This window comes from Microbacterium ulmi, assembly GCF_011759705.1.
GTDB classification, from domain to species: Bacteria; Actinomycetota; Actinomycetes; order Actinomycetales; family Microbacteriaceae; genus Microbacterium; species Microbacterium ulmi.
In genome coordinates this window covers 602,039-617,056 of the sequence record NZ_JAAOZF010000001.1, presented here as the reverse complement: position 1 = coordinate 617,056, position 15,018 = coordinate 602,039, and the positions used below count along the sequence as shown (strand labels likewise).

The window sequence follows — 15,018 nt, the reverse complement described above, 5'->3', positions numbered from 1 at the left end:
GTGAACCCGCCTGCGGGCGGTCCCGCTCCGCAGAGGCTCCGCGCGCCGCGGGGCGGCGTGTGGAGGGGCGGAGTGGCCAAGCCCCGCTCCTGCTACAGGCTTGGCGAGGCGACACCGAGATCGCGGCGCAGCGCGAGTGACGCGGAGTTGGCGCGAGCACGCTGACGCTCTCGACGAGTACCGTGCCGCGGCGCGGTGGTACGAGTCGAAGCGGCCCGGATTGGGCGACGTGTTCATGGATGCCGTCGACGCGGCCATCGAGAGCATCCTCGAGTCGGAGCGGCCCGATTGGGTGGCGGGTCCATCTCCGCGCATGCGCACAAGCGCGGTCCGCACACGCCGTCTGTGAGCGCGGGCGACAGACCACTCCTCGGTCACGCGCTCAGGCGACGCGGGCTGCTCCCGCGTCCATACGGGCTCGCATGAGACGCAGGGCGACGTGGACGACGAGGAGCGTGAGTCCGATCGGGATGGTGCCGAGCGTCATGAGGGAGATCGCGACGGCACTCCATACCGGGGCAAGGCCGACGGGCCAGGCGCCCGCAAGGGAGCTGATCGTGTTGAGCCATCCGGCTGTGAGCGCGAGGGCCGCCAGACCGCTCCACAGGACGCTGACGAGTCCGGGGAGCACGCCCCGCCACAACCGCCCGTTCTGGCGGCGTCTGGTCAGCATGCAGCCGCCTGCGACGACGAGGAGCAGCCACGCTCCCAGCCCGATCGCACCGAGAATCCAGCCGTACAGACCCTCGGAGGGGTCGGTGTCGGAGGCGCCGAGCGCGATCATCGCGATGCCGAGCATCAGGCACAGTGCGGCCATCGAGGTGACGAATCCCGCGCCGGTCCAGGCGACGGCCTCCTCGAGTCGTCGTCGGGAGAGGGCGGGCAAGGTCATGCGAGTACCCTACTGGGCCGTCGGCGAGACAGCCCGAGCGCGGCATGCGCGCGCTGGTCGCGTCCGTCCGCGGACTGCTCGGGCTCCTGATCGTCGCCGGCGCACGCGTGCGGGCGGCCGGAGGGATGCCCCGCATCGTCGTTCGGACTCGGTGCGCGCGCTCCTCGCCGACGAGCGCGGGATCAGTCGTAGGTGTCGGTCCAGGACGCGATGTCGACGCCGTGGTTGTCGGGCGACGCGAGCGACCACCAGGCGGGGGCGTGCGCGTCGTCGGCGAGTCTCCCGCCGGCGGCGAGGGCGGCATCCACTCGCGCCTGAGCCTGGTCGGCCGGGACGAAGACGTCGAAGTGCGTCCGGCCTCTCGCCGGGGTGTCGCCGGTGATCGGGTTGAAGGCGAGCTGCGGTCCGCGGCGCAGCGGGTCGACGGCATCCGTGTCGCCGAGCGTTTCGTAGCCGAGCGCGGCCAGGAAGAACGGCCGCACGTCGGCCCCGGAGTGTTGGGCGACGTAGACGCCGATCGACTGCGCGAGCGACGGATCGGGCGCCAGCGACAGCTCGGCGGCTGCCCTCGACACGGCGGCCGCGAACTCCTCGGCGGCCGCGGGGATGCCCTCGAAGCTGCGGTCGGGGATGCGGACGACGACTCCCTCCGGACGCACGTCGACGTCGGGCAGTATGCCGAATCGCTCGGCGGCGGCCACGACAGGGGCGATGAGCTCTGCCGCGTGGGAGAGGGACGCCGCGGTGAACACGGCCTGCGGGCCCGTGCCTGTGACACGCCAGTCGGACACGCCAGGCGCCCGGTGGAACTCGGCCGCGGAGATCCATTCCGGTCCACTCGTCGACTCGCCCATGGCAGCTCCTCCACCCGCTCTCCAGGTCCCGGCCGCTGACGAGCGAGGACCCGCGCGCAGGCCACGGTACCCGCGCGCAGACCACGGTACTCGCGCGCCACGGGTCGCGGGGGTGCGGATGCCGTCGGCCCACGTCTCGGGCTCGAGGTCGGCCACGCGCCTGGGCGGGCGGCGATCGGGGGGATCGCCGCCGCGCTGCCCGCCACTGTCGGCGCCGTCGACGCGGGCAGGTGCGGCGCGACGCCCCCGACGGCGCGCTGGTCGCCCGGGGTGGACCTTCCGGCGCCGCACACGACGTGCGTCGCCGTCGCCGGCCCCGACCTCGACGTCCTCGTCGTCACGACCGCGACCGACAAGATGACGGCGCAGCAGCTTTTCGCGTTCCCCGAGCCGGCAGGCTCTTCACGCCGCGGCCGGGCGTCCGCGGGCAGACGCCGCGCCTCTGGTCGGGCGTGCCCCGATGACGACGCTCGCGTGGGCGCACCCGCCGAGCGGACGCGGGTTGTGCACAGCGCGGCCCTGAGCGATGGTTCCTTGCCAGGATGGGGGGATGCAGTCACGGATCCTCGTCACGACCGGCGCGCGCTCGACCCGAGGGCTCGCAGGCGCTCTCCGCGGGATGCGGGGCTGACTTGGCGATCACGACCGATCAGAAGGCGACCGTCCACACACGCCGACTCCCCTTCTGGGTGTGGCTCCTCGTCGGAGCCGCCGCGGCGGTCTTCGGTCTCGCGCCATGGCTCGTCACGGGTGCGCGGCTGCCCATCCAGAACCTGTGGGAGACGGGGATCCCGTCCGAGGGGATGCCGTTCGCGCTCCTGCCGTTCAGCCAGTACTGGCTCCCGTTCCTCGTCTCGCTCGTCGTCACGGGGTCGGCCGTCGCGGGGATCATCGCGCGTGCCGCCCATGCGCGCCGATCGCGGTTCGCCGTGGTCGCGGTGCTTGCGGGCGTGCTCGCGGTGCAGCTGACGGCGCTCGTGCAGACCGCCGTGGTCGTGCGCGCGGGACTGTCGGCACAGCAGTGGTCGGTCTACTACCTGCTCGCGCTCGTCGCGGCGACGGTCCTCGCGATCGGGATCGGCATCCTCGTGCTGCTCCTCGTGGCGAAGGCGCCCGTGCCGGGTGCCACGATCGCGCTCGCGGTCGCCGCCATCTCCGCGGGATCGTGGCTCGGCGGCCTGGTCGTGCCCATCGGCGCGATCGACACGCCTCCCATGTGGATCTTCTCGGCTCTCCGGTGGGTCCCGGCCGTCCTCGTCGGCCTCGCGATCGCGTGGTGCGGCTTCCGCAGCGTCGGACGCGTCGTCGGGGTCGTCGTGAGCCTGCTCGCGCTGTGGATCGGACCCGCCGCCGAGACCGCGATCGCGAGCGCCGCGGGCACGCGCGTCCTCGCGAAATACCCGGGAGAGATGCTCGAGTACGGGCTCGGCGTCTTCCGGGCGGCGATGGGGATGCCGGAGCTCGTGGTCCCTCCGCTCGTCGTCGCGGCCGCTGTCGGCATCGCGGGTTCGTTCGGGCTCCGTGCGCTCGCGGCGAGGCGGCGCGGAGGCGACGCCGCCTGAGATCGGGCGATCGCTGCACCCGCCGTCAGGCGCGCCGTACCGCGGCATCCGCCTCACACTGCGGCATCCGCCTCACACTGCGGCATCCGCCACCGAGCGCGGGATCCGCCTCACACTGCGGCATCCGCCACCGAGCGCGGCATCCGCCTCACACTGCGGCGTCCGCGACCCAGTGCGGCACCCGCCTCTGCGCACGGCGTCCGCCTGAGCGCGTCATCCGCCTCACACTGCGGCATCCGCCACCGAGCGCGGCATCCGCCTCACAGTGCGGCGGCCGCCACCCAGTGCGGCACCGCCTCTGCGCACGGCGTCCGCCTGAGCGCGGCATCCGCCTCACACTGCGGCGGCCGCCACCCACTGCGGCATCCGCCTATGCGCACGGCATCCGCCTCACACTGCGGCGTCCGCCTGAGCGCGGCACCCGCCTCTCAGTGCGAGAGCCTCAGCCGCCGACGAGCTCGCGAAGCGCACCCGGCGACAGGACGCGGTCGATCGCGAGGCCGCTCGCGCCGATGACGCCCGCCCGGCCCGCCGCGCTCGACTGCACGATCGCGAGATGCTCCGTCGCGAGCGGCATCGACCGGGTGTAGACGACTTCGCGGACCCCCGCGATGAGGTGCTCGCCGACGCGAGCCATCGATCCGCCGATCGCGATGACGGAGGGGTTGACCAGGCTCACGCACGCCGTGAGCACTTCGCCGATGTCGCGTCCCGCCTGCCGCACGGCCTGCACGGCCTCGATGCTGCCGCGCTTGACGAGGTCGACGACGTCGTTCCCGTCGGCGGCCTCGATGCCCTGCGCCCTCAGGCCGCGCGCGATGGCGGGACCCGACGCGAGGGCCTCGAGACATCCCTTGTTGCCGCAGTGGCACGGCACGTCGATGCCCCGCGCGACCTGCACGTGGCCGATGTCTCCCGCGACCCCCTGCGCTCCGCGCTGCAGCCGGCCGCCGGAGATGACGCCGGAGCCGATGCCCGTCGCGACCTTCACGAACATCAGATGGTCGACGCGCGGCCAGGCGACCGAGCGCTCGCCGAGTGCCATGACGTTGACGTCGTTGTCGACGAGCACGGGCACCTGCAGGTGCTGCTGGACCCACCCCGGGATGTCGAACCGGTCCCAGCCGGGCATGATGGGCGGATTGACGGGCTGACCCGTCGAATGCTCCACGGGACCGGGCACGCCGATGCCGATCGCGGCGAGCCTCGAGCGATCGGCCCCGGCCTGCTCGAGCAGCGAGGGCGCGCGCTCGACGAGCCACGCGAGCACGCGCTCGGGCCCGCGCCGGATGTCGAGCGGCTCCGTGTGCTCCGCGAGGATCGTCCCCGCGAGATCGGCGACGGCGATCGTCGCGTGCGAGGCGCCCAGGTCGACGCCGAGCACGACGCGCGCACCGGGGTTGAGCGCGAACAGCGAGGGCGGCCGGCCACCCGTCGACGCGGCCTCCGCGACGGGGCTGATCAGCTCCATGCGCATGAGCTCGTCGACACGGGCGGCGATCGTCGAACGCGCGAGGCCCGTGGCCTTCGACAGCTCCGCCCGTGTGCGGGGAACGCCGTCGCGCAGCAGCTGGAAGAGTTCGCTGACGCCCGTCCCCGGGGAGGGGAAGTCCTGACCGTACGTGCCCACGGCTCAGTCAATCACGCTCGTGCGTGCAGAAGTCGCCGGACTTCTGCACGCACGCGGTGCTCGGCATCCGTCCTCGCGGCAGATGCTCCGGATGCCGCATCCGAGAGTCGCCCGCTCATTCGCGCGCGCTCCGCGCCGAGAAGCGCTGCTGCAGAAGGACGGCGACGACGATGATGACGCCCTTCGCGACCGCCTGGACCGACGAGGACAGGTTGTTCTGGACGAACACGTTCGACAGCGTCTGGAAGATCAGCACGCCGAGCACCGTGCCGGTGATGGTGCCGCGCCCGCCCGCGAGCAGAGTGCCGCCGACGACGACGGCGGCGATCGCGTCGAGCTCCCACAGCTGGCCGTGCGTCGAGGTGCCCGCGGTCGTGCGGCCGAGGATCATGACGGCGGCGATGCCGGCCGTCAGCCCCGCGAGCGCGTACAGCCACATCGTGTGGCGCTTGACGTCGATGCCCGCGAGCCGGGACGCTTCGCGGTTGCCGCCGATCGCGACGGTGCGGCGGCCGAACGTCGTCCTGTTGAGGAGCACCCAGCCGGCGGCCGCGACGACGATGAAGATCCAGATGAGGACGTCGATGCCGATCAGGTCGGCGTTGAGGGCCGTGATGAACTGCCTGTTCTGGATGACGAGCGTGCGACGCTCGGCGAGGATCTCGGCGAGTCCGCGTGCCGCGACGAGCATCGCGAGGGTCGCCATGAAAGCCACGACCTTGCCGTACGCGATGACGACGCCGTTGACCAGACCCGCGGCGACGCCGACGACGAGCGCGACGACGATCATGATCCACCACGACGCCCCCGTTCCCGCGCGCTGGGTGATGTCGAGGGTCGCGACGACGGATGCCAGCCCCACGACGGCGCCGACCGACAGGTCGATGCCGCCGCCGATGATGACGAACGTCATGCCGATGGCGACGACCCCGATGATGGACGCCTGCCGGAGGATCGTGAGGGTGTTGCTCCACGTCGCGAAGGTGTCGCCCGACGTGATGACGCCCACGGCGATGATCAGGAGCAGCGCGATGACCAGACCCAGGTTGCGGCCCACGGAGCCCGACAGGATGCGCTGTGTGCGGCTTCGCCCGATGTCGACGGAGGGCGGGGGCTCGGCGGCGACGACGTCGGCGCCCGGGGTGGTCTGCTCGCTCACGCGGCAGCTCCTTTCATCACGAGGTCGAGGACGCCGTGCTCGTCGATCTGCGCCGCGGGAAGCGTCTCGAGCACGCGTCCCTCCGCGACCACGAGCACGGTGTCGGCGAGGCCGAGGACCTCCTCGATCTCGCTGGACACGATGACGATGGCGTTGCCCGCTGCGGCGAGCCGGCGGATGAGGGCGTAGATCTCGGCGCGCGCGCCGACGTCGACGCCGCGCGTGGGCTCGTCGAGCAGGAGCACGCGCGTGCCGTGCACGAGCCAGCGCGCGAGGAGGATCTTCTGCTGGTTGCCGCCCGAGAGGGTCACGGCGGGGCGGTCGGGGTCGGCGGGGCGCAGCTCGAGCGACGTCATCTGCTCTCGCGCCGCGGCGCGCTCGGCGCGCTCGTCGACGAAGCCCGCTCTCGCGAAGCGCGACATCGACGAGAGCGTCACGTTGACGAAGACCGGCTCGGCGAGCACGAGCCCCTGCGTCTTTCGCTCCTCGGGAGACAGGCCGATGCCGGCCGCGACCGCCGAGACGACGGACCCCCGGCGCAGCGGGACGCCGCCGACGGCCACCGTGCCCGCCGTCGACCGCCTCGCGCCGTACACCGTCTCGAGGATCTCGGAGCGGCCGGAGCCCACCAGACCCGCGAGACCCACGATCTCTCCCGCGCGCACCGAGAACGAGACGTCCTCGAAGACGTCCGCGAGCCCGAGGCCCTCGACCTCGAGCACCATCGGGGCGTCGGAGGGGAGGGGGACGGCAGGCGGGAAGGCGTTGCTGACGGCTCGGCCCGTCATGAGCCGGATGAGCTCGGGCGTCGGTGTGTCGGCGACCGGCAGGCCGCTCGCCATGCTGCGTCCGTCCTTGAGCACCGTGATGCGGTCGCCGATCTGGCGGATCTCCTCGAGACGGTGCGTGATGTACACGACCGCGACGCCCTCCGCCGTCAGCTCCCGCACGACGTGGAAGAGGTTCTTGACCTCCTGCGAGTCGAGCACGGCCGAGGGCTCGTCCATGATGATGAGCTTGATGTCGTGCGACAGCGCCCGCGCCATGCTGACGATCTGCTTGCTCGCCGCGCTCAGCGACCCCACGTCGGCGTTCGGCGACAAGGCCGCGTGGCCGAGCCGGCGGAGGAGCTCGCGCGTGCGCCTCGCGGCTTCGCTGCGGCGTGTGAAGCCGCCGCGGGCGAGCTCGTGGCCGAGGAAGATGTTCTCAGCGACCGTGAGGCCGTCGACGACGTCGAGCTCCTGGTACATCGTCGCGATGCCGAGCGCGAGCGCCGCCTGCGGGTCGGGGATGTCGACGGGCTCGCCCGACCAGCTGATCTCGCCCTCGTCGGGCCTGTGCACCCCCGCGAGCACCTTGATGAGCGTCGACTTGCCCGCGCCGTTCTGGCCGAGGATGCAGTGCACCTCGCCCGGAAGGACGTCGAGGTCGACACCGCGCAGCGCGGCCACACCCGCGAACGCCTTTGTGACACCGCGCACCGCGAGTAATGGCGTCGGGTGGTCGACTTTGATCACGGGGAGACCATAACATGCGGGGCGGGCGGCGGGGGAGTGTCTTCACACGGCTCGCGCGAACGCCATCCGCTCACCCGGCGAGGGCGGAAAACCCAGAACGAAGCGGAGATCCCGCTTTTGACGTTGCGCAAACAAAAGTAGACACATCGGCGATGTCTTCTGCTACGGTGAACCCCGTCAGCGTAGACGCTCACGTGCGTGGACTGCCTCGCCGCGTCGCATCGCCGACCTGCATTCGCATTCAAGGAGGAAGCACATGCACTCACAGCGCACCACGCGGTCGCGGGTGGCCGTTGCGGGCCTCGCCGCCGTCGCCGCCATCGCGCTCCTCGCCGGCTGCACGGCGGGCGACACCGACGAGGACGTCGTCGATCAGGGCACGACCAGCGAGGAGAACGCCGCAGCGGGAGAGACGGTCGTCATCGGATTCTCCGGCCCTGCCGCAGACCACGGCTGGCTGGGTGCCATCAACTCCGGCGCTCAGGCGGCCGCCGAGAGCTTCGACGACGTCGAGCTCAAGGTCGCAGAGGGCACGAACGACGCCAGCGCTCAGATCGCCGCGGTCGAGACGTTCATCAACGAGGGCGTCGACGCGATTGTCCTGCTCCCTACCGACGGCGCCGCGCTCACGGAGGTCGCCATCAAGGCCATGCAGGCCGGCATCCCCGTCATCAACGTCGACCGGGAGTTCTCGAGCCCGTTCGCGGCTCGCGCGACGATCCTCGGCGACAACTACGGCATGGGCGTCAGCGCCGGCACCTACATCTGCGAGCAGCTCGGCGACAACTCCGACGCGATCGTCGCCGAGATCGCCGGCATCGACTCGCTCCCCCTCACGCAGGACCGCTCGCGCGGCTTCGAGGACGCCCTCGAGGACTGCGGGCTCGACGTCGACGCCCGCGTCGCCGCGGACTTCACGGTCGCCGGCGGTGAGACGGCGGCATCGCAGCTGCTCGCCGCCAACCCGCACATCGACGCCATCTGGAACCACGACGACGACCAGGGCGTCGGAGTGCTCGCGGCGATCAGCTCCGCCGGTCGCGACGAGTTCTTCATGATGGGCGGCGCAGGCAGCCGCAACGCGATGGAGGCCATCCAGGCCGACGACTCGGTGCTCAAGGCGACCGTCATCTACCCGTCGACGCAGGCCGCCGACGGCATCGCGCTCGCGCGCCTCATCGCGCAGCAGAAGACGATGGGCGACCTCATCACGCCGAGCGTGCCCAACCGCATCGTGCTGGACGCGCCGGTCGTGACGAAGGACAATGTGGCCGACTTCATCGACCTCGCCTTCGCCTCCTGATCGCCGTTCGGGGCGTCCGGCCGAGCGCCGGGCGCCCCGACTCGCACCTTCGCCGCACGAGAGGACACACCGCGTTGACCGAATCGCTCCGCGTCGCCATGATCGGCTACGGCTTCATGGGGGCCGCGCACTCGCAGGGATGGCGCGTCGCCCCGCGCTTCTTCGACCTGCCGCTCGCCCCGACGATGGATGTCGTCGTCGGGCGCGACGCCGCCGCCGTGCACGCGGCGGCCGGCAAGTGGGGCTGGCGCGAGAGCGCCACCGACTGGCGCGAGGTCGTCGCGCGCGACGACATCGACGTCGTCGACATCGTGACGCCGGGCGACACGCACGCCGAGATCGCGCTCGCGGCGCTCGAGGCGGGCAAGCACGTCCTGTGCGAGAAGCCGCTCGCGAACACCGTCGCCGAGGCGGAGGCGATGACGGATGCCGCGGCCGCGGCCTTCGCGCGCGGGCAGCGTTCGATGGTCGGGTTCACCTATCGGCGCGTCCCCGCGACGACGTTCGCGCGGAAGCTCGTCGCGGACGGCAGGCTCGGCGAGATCCGCCAGGTGCGCGCCGAGTACCTGCAGGACTGGCTCACGGACCCCGAGGCGCCGCTCACGTGGCGCCTGCAGAAGGATCGTGCCGGATCGGGTTCGCTGGGCGACATCGGAGCGCACGCCGTCGACCTGGCGGAGTACATCACCGGCCAACGGGTCGCGACCGTGTCGGGAATCCTGGAGACGCTCGTGACCGAGCGGCCCCTGCTCGGCGAGGGGGTCGGGCTCTCCGGCACGGCGTCGGATCAGCGCGGGCCCGTGACGGTCGACGACGTCGCGCTGTTCACGGGACGCCTCGAGTCGGGCGCGCTCGCGTCGTTCGAGGCGACCCGGTTCCGCACGGGCCGCAAGAACGGGCTGCGCGTCGAGGTCTCGGGATCGAAGGGCGCCCTCGCGTTCGACCTCGAACGGCTCAACGAGCTCGAGTTCTACGACGCGACGCTGCCGCCGCTCGAGCAGGGGTTCCGCAGGATCTACGTGACGGAGCACGACCACCCCTACCTCGCACCGTGGTGGCCCCCGGGCCACATGCTCGGGTACGAGCACGGCTTCTCGCATCAGGTCGTCGACTTCGTGACAGCCGTCCACGAGGGCACGCAGCCCTCGCCGTCGTTCGCCGACGGACTCCACATCCAGCGCGTGCTGGACGCCGTCGAACGCAGCTCGGCGGCTGGAAGCGCGTGGGTGCCGACCGACGCGTGAGCTGCGGCATCCTGAACCTGAACGACGACGAAGAAGGGACAACCGCGATGGCGCGACCGATCACCCTGTTCACGGGCCAGTGGGCCGATCTCCCGTTCGAGGAGGTCGCCCGGCTGGCGGGACAGTGGGGCTACGACGGACTCGAGATCGCCTGCTGGGGCGACCACCTCGACGTGTCGCGATGGGATGACGCGGCCTACGTGCAGGGCAGGCTCGACATCCTCGAGCGCAACGGACTCACGACGTGGACGATCTCCAACCACCTCGCGGGTCAGGCCGTGTGCGACGACCCGATCGACCAGCGTCACCGCGACATCCTGAACGATCGCGTGTGGGGCGACGGCGACCCCGAAGGCGTGCGGCAGCGCGCTGCGGAGGAGATGAAGAGCACGGCGCGGATGGCGGCCGCCCTCGGCGTGAAGACCGTCACCGGATTCACGGGGTCGTCGATCTGGAAGGCCGTGGCGATGTTCCCGCCCGCTTCGCAGGAGTTCGTGGATGCCGGCTACGCCGACTTCGCCGAGCGGTTCCACCCGATCCTCGACGTCTTCGAGGAGGTCGGCGTGCGCTTCGCGCACGAGGTGCATCCGTCCGAGATCGCGTACGACTACTGGACGACCAAGCGCACTCTGGAGGCGATCGGCCACCGCGAGTCGTTCGGGCTCAACTGGGATCCGAGTCACATGGTGTGGCAGGACCTCGATCCCGTCTCGTTCCTGTGGGACTTCCAGGACCGCATCTTCCACGTGCACTGCAAAGACACGAAGAAGCGGCTCGACGGCCGCAGCGGCCGGCTCTCGTCCCACCTCGCGTGGGCCGATCCCCGGCGCGGCTGGGACTTCATCTCGACGGGGCACGGCGACGTCCCGTGGGAGGACGCCTTCCGCATGCTCAACGCGATCGGCTACCGAGGCCCGCTGTCGGTCGAATGGGAGGATGCCGGCATGGACCGTCTCGTCGGCGCGCCCGAGGCCCTCGCGTTCGTCCGCCGGCTCTCCACCTACGAGCCGTCCGCTGCGGCCTTCGACGCCGCGTTCAGCAGCCACTGACCTCGAGCGCGCACCGAACGGGCGGCGCTCGTCCCGGTTCGCCCGGGCACGACCGCCGGCCCGGGTAGGGTGACGGCATGACGACTCCTCCCGGATGGTACGACGACGGGCACGGCGCAGTGCGCTGGTGGGACGGGGGCGCATGGACGGCTCACGTGCAGCCGCCCACCGCGGTCCCCGTCGCGATCCCCGGCGCGACGCCGTCGCAGGGACCCGGCGCGACGCCGTCGCAGCGACACCCGGGAACGGCGCCGCAGGGACACGTCGGGACGGCGCCGCAGGGATACCCGGGCGCCGTGCCCCAGAGCGCCGTGCCCTCGGGCGCAGGTACCGCACCCCCCGGGCATGCAGCGGCCGCGGACCCGCCTGCGCGGCCGACGTCGAGAATCTGGATCCTGTGGGTCGTGATCGGCGTCGTCGTGCTGGGGCTCGTCGCCGCGGCCGTCGCAGCGATCCCCTTCCTGATCTCCGTGCTCACGGGAGGCTCGGCGGCCCCCGCGACCGACGACGAGAGGGCCTCCGTCGCCGCCGTGCAGCTGTACGACCGCGCATGGCAGGACGTCGACTGCGCCGCCTACCAGGCCGCCACGACGGACTACTTCCGCTCCGAGTACGGCTTCGCCGACTGCGCCGAGTTCGAGGAGCAGGTCACCCTGTTCGCGGAGGCGACGATCGACTACGACGTCGCCGTGACGAGCATCCGCCGCACCGACGAGGCCGTCGTGGTCGGCACGTCCGAGTCGTACTCCTTCGTCATCGACGACGACGGCCGGCCGCTCGACGAGCCGGAGGACGTCGTCGACGTCTACGAGTACACCGTCGTCGACGACGGCGGCACCTGGCGCATCGACGAGCTCACGGCCAAGTGAGCGAGCACACTGCGCGACCGCGGCGCTCGGCGCGGTTCTTCCTCGTCTGCATCTCGATCGGCCTCGCGGCGGGTCTCCTGTCGGGCCTGTTCGGCGTCGGGGGCGGCACCGTCATCGTGCCGCTGCTCGTGCTGCTGCTCAAGTTCGACCAGCGGCTCGCGGCGGGCACGTCGCTGGCAGCGATCGTTCCGACGGCGACGGTCGGGGTCATCTCCTACGCCGTGCACGGCTCGGTCGCCTGGATCCCCGCGCTCGTCCTCGCGGTGGGCGCCGTCGTGGGGGCGCAGATCGGCACGTGGCTGCTGCCGCGACTGCCCGTCACGGTGCTGCGGTGGGGCTTCATCGGATTCCTGGCCGTCGTCATCGTCATGCTCTTCATCGTCGTTCCGTCGCGGGATGCCGAGCTCCCGCTGAGCGTCGGCATCCTTCTCGCCCTCGCGGCGGTGGGGGTCGTCACCGGCATCCTCGCGGGTCTCCTGGGCGTCGGCGGCGGCATCGTGGTCGTCCCCGCGCTCATGCTCGGGTTCGGCACGAGCGATCTCGTCGCGAAGGGCACGTCGCTGCTCATGATGATCCCGACGGCGATCTCGGGAACGATCGGCAACGTGCGACGGCGCAACGTCGACCTCGTCGCGGCCGCCGTCGTCGGCGCCGCGGCGTGCACCACGACGGCTCTCGGCGCATGGATCGCGACGCTCGTCGACCCGCTCGTGGGCAACATCCTGTTCGCGATCTTCCTCGTCTTCATCGGCGTGCAGCTCGCGCTGCGCACGATCCGCGGCCGCCGCGGCTGAGGCGAGGGCACGCAGGCGGTGCCGGGGTGCCGGGCTGCCGGGCTGCCGGGGTGCCGGGCTGCACGCCGGCGCGGAATGCACGGCTCGGTAGGATGGACCGATGCCAGTGAACCCCGAGCTCGTCGGCCACGCCTTCCCGCCGACGGACCCCTACCTCGTGGGCCGCGAGAAGGTGCGCGAGTTCGCTCGTGCCGTCTTCGCCTCCGACCCGCAGCACGTCGACCCCGCCGCAGCGCGCGCGCTCGGCTACCGCGACGTCGTCGCGCCGCCGACGTTCGCGATGGTCGTCCAGGACCTCACGCTGCAGCAGCTGCTGGCCGTGCCGGACTCGGGCATCGCGCTCGAGCGCACCGTCCACGCCGAGCAGCGGTTCCGCTACACGCGGCCCATCGTCGCGGGCGACGAGCTCACGGCGCAGCTGTCGGTCACCGCCGTGCGGACGCTCGGCGGCAACGCCCTCGTCACGAGCGAGGCCGAGATCACGGATGCCGCGGGCGACCACGTCGTCACCTCGACGTCGGTCCTCCTCGTGGGAGCAGGCGAATGAGCGGCCTCGCGATCGGCGACGTCCTGGCCGTCGGCGACGTCGTCGCCGAACGCAGCATCCACCTCACGCGCGAGTCGCTCGTGCGCTACGCGGGCGCCTCGGGAGACTTCAACCCGATCCACTACCGCGACGACGTCGCCTCCGCCGTGGGGCTCCCCGGCGTGCTCGCCCACGGCATGCTCACGATGGGGATCGCGGTGCAGACGATCGTTCCGTGGCTCGGCGACGCGGGCCGCGTCCTCGAGTACGGCGTCAAGTTCACGCGACCCGTCGTGGTCGATCCCGTCGCGGGCGCCGACCTGACGGTCGTCGCCAAGGTCGGCGCCGTTGCAGAGGATGCCGTGCGCATCGACCTCACCGTGACGCACGGCCAGACGACCGTGCTCGGCCGGGCCCAGGTGCGGGTCCGCCCGTAGCCGATGCCCCCGATGGCCCCGCTCCCGCTCGCGCAGCTGACGACGCTGCGAACGGGCGGCGTCCCCGCGCGCATGGTCGACGCCCTCACGACCGACGAGCTCGTCGCGACCCTGCGGGAGGTCTGGGCCTCCGGCGAGCCGTGGCTCGTGCTCGGCGGCGGCTCGAACCTCTTCGTCGGCGACGAGCCGTTCGACGGCACGGTCGTGCGCGTGCGGACGGAGGGCGTCGAGCGGATCCCATCGCCGCGCCCGGGGCTCACGCGCCTGCGCGCCCAGGCCGGCCACGGCTGGGACGACCTGGTCGCCTACGCCGTCGCGGAGGGTCTCGCGGGCATCGAGGCGATGTCCGGCATCCCGGGCACGGTGGGCGCCGCGCCCGTGCAGAACATCGGCGCGTACGGGCAGGAGATCGTGCAGACCCTCGTGGAGGTCGAGCTGATCGACGAATCGACGGGCGAGGTCTCCACCGTCCCCGCGGCCGAGCTGGGTCTGGGGTTTCGCACGTCCGTGCTCAAGCAGCACTACGGATCGGTGCCGGCGCGCCCGGCGGTGATCCTTTCCGTCACGCTCGAGCTCGCCGACGTGGGCCACGTGGAGCGGCCCATCGCCGGCGAGCAGCTGCGCACGGCGCTGGGGCTCGGCCTCGACGACGCCGTGAGCGTCGCGTGGATCCGCGAGCACGTGCTCGCGACGCGGCGTCGCAAGGGCATGGTGCTCGACGAGGACGACCCCGACACCTACAGCGCGGGGTCGTTCTTCCAGAACGCGATCGTGTCGGCGTCCTTCGCGCGGACGCTTCCCGACGAGTGTCCGCGCTGGCCCATGTCGCCCGACCTCGACGCCGTGCTCGTCATCCCCCTCTCGGCATACGACGGGCACATCCCGCCGACGGTCGTCCGCGAGTCCGAGGTCAAGGTCAGCGCCGCGTGGCTCATCGAGCACGCGGGTCTGCGCAAGGGCTTCCGGCTGCCACGGTCGCGCGCGGCGCTCTCGTCGAAGCATGCGCTGGCCCTGACGAACCGAGGGGGCGCGACGGCCGCAGAGCTCGCAGAGCTCGCCCGTTTCATCCAGGGTCGCGTGCAGTCCGAGTTCGGGCTGGTCCTGCAGCCCGAGCCCGTGCTCGTGGGCGTCGAGCTCTAGCGCGGCCGCAGCCCCTCGCCGTCGGACGCCGCGACGACGAAG

The 15,018-nt window shown here is 71.9% G+C and carries 15 protein-coding genes; 10 read left to right on the top strand and 5 right to left on the bottom strand.

All coding sequences use genetic code 11. The features are described from left to right. Positions 1–136: 136 nt before the first annotated feature. Positions 137–349, top strand: a complete 213-nt coding sequence (locus FHS08_RS02930) for a hypothetical protein (RefSeq protein ID WP_167035306.1) — start codon at positions 137–139, stop codon at positions 347–349. 33 nt (positions 350–382) lie between these two features. On the opposite strand, the gene FHS08_RS02925 is transcribed toward FHS08_RS02930, so the two are convergent. Further along, a complete protein-coding gene (locus FHS08_RS02925) occupies positions 383–892 on the bottom strand; it encodes a hypothetical protein (protein ID WP_167035304.1) in 510 nt (169 codons plus the stop codon). Between the two features lie 182 nt (positions 893–1,074). Further along, complete coding sequence (locus tag FHS08_RS02920; RefSeq protein ID WP_167035302.1) at positions 1,075–1,746, bottom strand: VOC family protein; 672 nt, start codon at positions 1,744–1,746, stop codon at positions 1,075–1,077. Between the two features lie 632 nt (positions 1,747–2,378). Between FHS08_RS02920 and FHS08_RS02915 the strand changes: the two genes are divergently transcribed. After that, complete coding sequence (locus tag FHS08_RS02915; protein ID WP_167035300.1) at positions 2,379–3,308, top strand: hypothetical protein; 930 nt, start codon at positions 2,379–2,381, stop codon at positions 3,306–3,308. 442 nt (positions 3,309–3,750) lie between these two features. Here FHS08_RS02915 and FHS08_RS02910 read toward each other — a convergent pair whose 3' ends face one another. The 3 genes from FHS08_RS02910 to FHS08_RS02900 form a co-directional block, all read right to left on the bottom strand. Continuing rightward, positions 3,751–4,938 carry an ROK family protein gene (locus FHS08_RS02910; protein WP_167035299.1) on the bottom strand — a complete coding sequence of 396 codons (1,188 nt, stop codon included), beginning with the start codon at positions 4,936–4,938 and terminating at the stop codon, positions 3,751–3,753. A 115-nt stretch (positions 4,939–5,053) separates the two neighbouring features. Then, on the bottom strand, positions 5,054–6,097 hold the full coding sequence (locus FHS08_RS02905; protein WP_167035297.1) for an ABC transporter permease subunit: 1,044 nt from the start codon (positions 6,095–6,097) through the stop codon (positions 5,054–5,056). Continuing rightward, positions 6,094–7,614 (bottom strand): sugar ABC transporter ATP-binding protein, encoded by a 1,521-nt coding sequence (locus FHS08_RS02900; protein ID WP_341800293.1) that lies wholly within the window; start codon positions 7,612–7,614, stop codon positions 6,094–6,096. Before FHS08_RS02900 ends, FHS08_RS02905 begins: the two co-directional genes overlap by 4 nt. A gap of 256 nt (positions 7,615–7,870) precedes the next feature. Here FHS08_RS02900 and FHS08_RS02895 point away from each other — a divergent pair, with 256 nt between their 5' ends. The 8 genes from FHS08_RS02895 (at position 7,871) to FHS08_RS02860 (ending at position 14,976) form a co-directional block, all read left to right on the top strand. Continuing rightward, positions 7,871–8,917, top strand: a complete 1,047-nt coding sequence (locus tag FHS08_RS02895) for a substrate-binding domain-containing protein (protein ID WP_167035295.1) — start codon at positions 7,871–7,873, stop codon at positions 8,915–8,917. A 98-nt stretch (positions 8,918–9,015) separates the two neighbouring features. Continuing rightward, a complete protein-coding gene (locus tag FHS08_RS02890; RefSeq protein WP_167039547.1) occupies positions 9,016–10,161 on the top strand; it encodes a Gfo/Idh/MocA family protein in 1,146 nt (381 codons plus the stop codon). 47 nt (positions 10,162–10,208) lie between these two features. Further along, on the top strand, positions 10,209–11,210 hold the full coding sequence (locus tag FHS08_RS02885; RefSeq protein ID WP_167035293.1) for a sugar phosphate isomerase/epimerase family protein: 1,002 nt from the start codon (positions 10,209–10,211) through the stop codon (positions 11,208–11,210). 77 nt (positions 11,211–11,287) lie between these two features. Then, positions 11,288–12,079, top strand: coding sequence for a DUF2510 domain-containing protein (locus tag FHS08_RS16720; protein WP_243847205.1), 792 nt, complete (start codon positions 11,288–11,290; stop codon positions 12,077–12,079). Continuing rightward, the gene (locus tag FHS08_RS02875; protein ID WP_341800292.1) at positions 12,076–12,873 is read left to right on the top strand and encodes a sulfite exporter TauE/SafE family protein; all 798 of its coding nucleotides are present in this window, start codon (positions 12,076–12,078) and stop codon (positions 12,871–12,873) included. Before FHS08_RS16720 ends, FHS08_RS02875 begins: the two co-directional genes overlap by 4 nt. A gap of 100 nt (positions 12,874–12,973) precedes the next feature. Beyond that, the gene (locus tag FHS08_RS02870; RefSeq protein WP_167035289.1) at positions 12,974–13,420 is read left to right on the top strand and encodes a MaoC family dehydratase N-terminal domain-containing protein; all 447 of its coding nucleotides are present in this window, start codon (positions 12,974–12,976) and stop codon (positions 13,418–13,420) included. After that, positions 13,417–13,836 (top strand): MaoC/PaaZ C-terminal domain-containing protein, encoded by a 420-nt coding sequence (locus tag FHS08_RS02865; RefSeq protein WP_167035287.1) that lies wholly within the window; start codon positions 13,417–13,419, stop codon positions 13,834–13,836. Before FHS08_RS02870 ends, FHS08_RS02865 begins: the two co-directional genes overlap by 4 nt. A 3-nt stretch (positions 13,837–13,839) precedes the next feature. Further along, a complete protein-coding gene (locus tag FHS08_RS02860) occupies positions 13,840–14,976 on the top strand; it encodes a UDP-N-acetylmuramate dehydrogenase (RefSeq protein ID WP_167035285.1) in 1,137 nt (378 codons plus the stop codon). The last annotated feature ends 42 nt before the right edge of the window (positions 14,977–15,018 follow it).

Coding starts and splice junctions, on each gene's coding strand:
- FHS08_RS02925 (WP_167035304.1), bottom strand. CDS start 892: ATGACCTTGCCCGCCCTCTCCCGACGACGACTCGAGGAGGCCGTCGCC.
- FHS08_RS02920 (WP_167035302.1), bottom strand. CDS start 1,746: ATGGGCGAGTCGACGAGTGGACCGGAATGGATCTCCGCGGCCGAGTTC.
- FHS08_RS02895 (WP_167035295.1), top strand. CDS start 7,871: ATGCACTCACAGCGCACCACGCGGTCGCGGGTGGCCGTTGCGGGCCTC.
- FHS08_RS02890 (WP_167039547.1), top strand. CDS start 9,016: ATGATCGGCTACGGCTTCATGGGGGCCGCGCACTCGCAGGGATGGCGC.
- FHS08_RS02885 (WP_167035293.1), top strand. CDS start 10,209: ATGGCGCGACCGATCACCCTGTTCACGGGCCAGTGGGCCGATCTCCCG.
- FHS08_RS16720 (WP_243847205.1), top strand. CDS start 11,288: ATGACGACTCCTCCCGGATGGTACGACGACGGGCACGGCGCAGTGCGC.
- FHS08_RS02870 (WP_167035289.1), top strand. CDS start 12,974: ATGCCAGTGAACCCCGAGCTCGTCGGCCACGCCTTCCCGCCGACGGAC.
- FHS08_RS02865 (WP_167035287.1), top strand. CDS start 13,417: ATGAGCGGCCTCGCGATCGGCGACGTCCTGGCCGTCGGCGACGTCGTC.
- FHS08_RS02860 (WP_167035285.1), top strand. CDS start 13,840: ATGCCCCCGATGGCCCCGCTCCCGCTCGCGCAGCTGACGACGCTGCGA.